The sequence below is a fragment of the Maribellus luteus genome, assembly GCF_003576475.1.
Classification (GTDB): Bacteria; Bacteroidota; Bacteroidia; order Bacteroidales; family Prolixibacteraceae; genus Draconibacterium; species Draconibacterium luteum.
Genome location: NZ_QWGR01000075.1, coordinates 1 through 761, shown reverse-complemented (window position 1 = coordinate 761; position 761 = coordinate 1). Strand labels below are relative to the sequence as shown.

The window sequence follows — 761 nt, the reverse complement described above, 5'->3', positions numbered from 1 at the left end:
CAACGAGTTCGCCAAGCCCGAGAAGACCGGCTTCTTCGGCACCGTGCTGATCAGCCCGAAGCGACACGGCTATGAAACCTCGCTCAACATGTACGAGTGGATCAAGAACAACAAGGCGCCGGACCCCCTCATCCTGACCAGCGGCCGCCTGATGACGCGCGACAACGAAAAGACCGTCCGCCAAGAGATGGGTCTGTGATCTTGCGGATGACGTTGTTGAAGGAGACTTGCCATGTCGGCGTTTCTTGAGTTTCGTGGCATCAGCAAGGTGTTTCCGGGTGTGCGGGCGCTGTCCGATGTGTCGTTCGGCATCGAATGCGGTCGCGTGCACGGGTTGCTGGGCGAGAACGGCGCGGGCAAGTCGACGCTGTTGAAGATTCTGGGTGGCGACTACCAGCCCGATGGCGGGCAGATCGTCGTGGAGGGAAAGCCGACGGCGTTCCCAACCACGCGGGCGGCCCTGGATGCCGGCATTGCCGTCATCCACCAGGAGCTGCAGACGGTGCCCGAGTTGACGGTGATGGACAACCTGCTGCTGGGCCACCTGCCGGCCAGCGGCGGGTTCATCCGTCAGCGCGAGGCGATGGCGTGGACGCGCGAGCAGCTCGACCGCATCGGCGTCGACCTGGACCCGCGCGCCAAGCTGAAGCACCTGTCGATCGGCCAGCGCCAGATGGTCGAGATCTGCAAGGCGATCTTGCGCGATGCGCGTGTGATTGCGCTGGACGAGCCGACGAGTTCGCTGTCGATCCGCGAGACCG

1 protein-coding gene and 1 pseudogene are annotated in these 761 nt (G+C 63.9%); both read left to right on the top strand.

The window, feature by feature from the left end:
• Positions 1 to 199, top strand: a pseudogene (locus D1614_RS27995) (hypothetical protein); the annotation flags it as partial.
• Positions 200 to 232: 33 nt separating this feature from the next.
• A partial coding sequence (locus D1614_RS27990; protein ID WP_119440477.1) for an ATP-binding cassette domain-containing protein occupies positions 233 to 761 on the top strand: 529 nt, incomplete at its 3' end.